The following is a 905-nucleotide window of genomic DNA, read 5'->3' on the forward strand; positions in this document are numbered from 1 at the left end:
CGTCGTCGTCTGTTCCGGTGGTTTCTCCGTCTGCGCCACCGGGTCCGGCTCCGGCCGGGTCGGGTGCGGGTGTGGTGTCGGGGCCGGGTACGCCCGCGGTATCGGTGGCGCCCGGATCCGCTGAGGCGCCCCCGGCCGCGGGCGCCGCCGCACCACCACCGCCACCGGCCACCGACCGGGCGAGCCTGGAACCCGAACGCGAGCCCAGCCTGATCCCCGGCATCGACGACCAAACCCTGGCACAGGTCGCGCCCGCCGCCATGATGGGCGGCGCCATGGCACTGTCCATGCTGCCCATGCTCGCCTCCGCCCTGTCCGGCCTCGCCGGCGGAAACGGCGGCGGCGGCGCCGGTAGTGGTGGTGGAAACGGTTCCGGCGCAACCACAACCGGCGACGGCAGCGACGCCGGCCTGTCCCCCCAAGCCCAGAAAGCCATCGCCGCACTCAAAAAACTCGCCGCCGCCTACGGCGACGAAAACAGCGACGACCCCGACGTCCAGAAACTCCGCAAAGAACTCGGCACCACCACCGGCAGCACCGACGGCACCGGCACCACCGCAGGCGCCGTCAAAGCCCGCCAACTGTTCCAACGCAACGCCGCCACCGCCTTCAACACCCTCGACAACGACCTCTACAACTACATCTACTCCCACGCCGGCAAACACAAAGTCGACAAAACCGCCGTCCGTCAACTCCTGCGCGACGTCGACGCCGCCCTCGCCGAACTAGGACCCACCGCCTACACCAAAGCCGGACAACAAAAAGTCCACCAAATCCTCACCATCGCCCTCAAAAAAGCCCAAGCCATCGTCTCCGGCGGCAACACCAACTCCACCGAAACCGCCACCGAAATCGACCGCCTCACCAACCAATACCTCTACAACATCTACGGCAAAAAATACCCG

At 67.3% G+C, this 905-nt stretch carries 1 protein-coding gene and 1 pseudogene; one reads left to right on the top strand and one right to left on the bottom strand.

Annotated elements, in window-relative coordinates:
• Positions 1–289, bottom strand: a pseudogene (locus tag A5780_RS41895) (hypothetical protein); the annotation flags it as partial.
• Here A5780_RS41895 and A5780_RS16530 point away from each other — a divergent pair.
• Positions 276–905, top strand: a 630-nt coding sequence (locus tag A5780_RS16530; protein WP_231982981.1) for a DUF4226 domain-containing protein, incomplete at its 3' end; no start/stop codon positions are given. The pseudogene A5780_RS41895 and the gene A5780_RS16530 sit on opposite strands and share 14 nt — an antisense overlap.

Source organism: Nocardia sp. 852002-20019_SCH5090214, from assembly GCF_001665865.1.
In the GTDB taxonomy this organism is placed as follows: Bacteria; Actinomycetota; Actinomycetes; order Mycobacteriales; family Mycobacteriaceae; genus Nocardia; species Nocardia nova.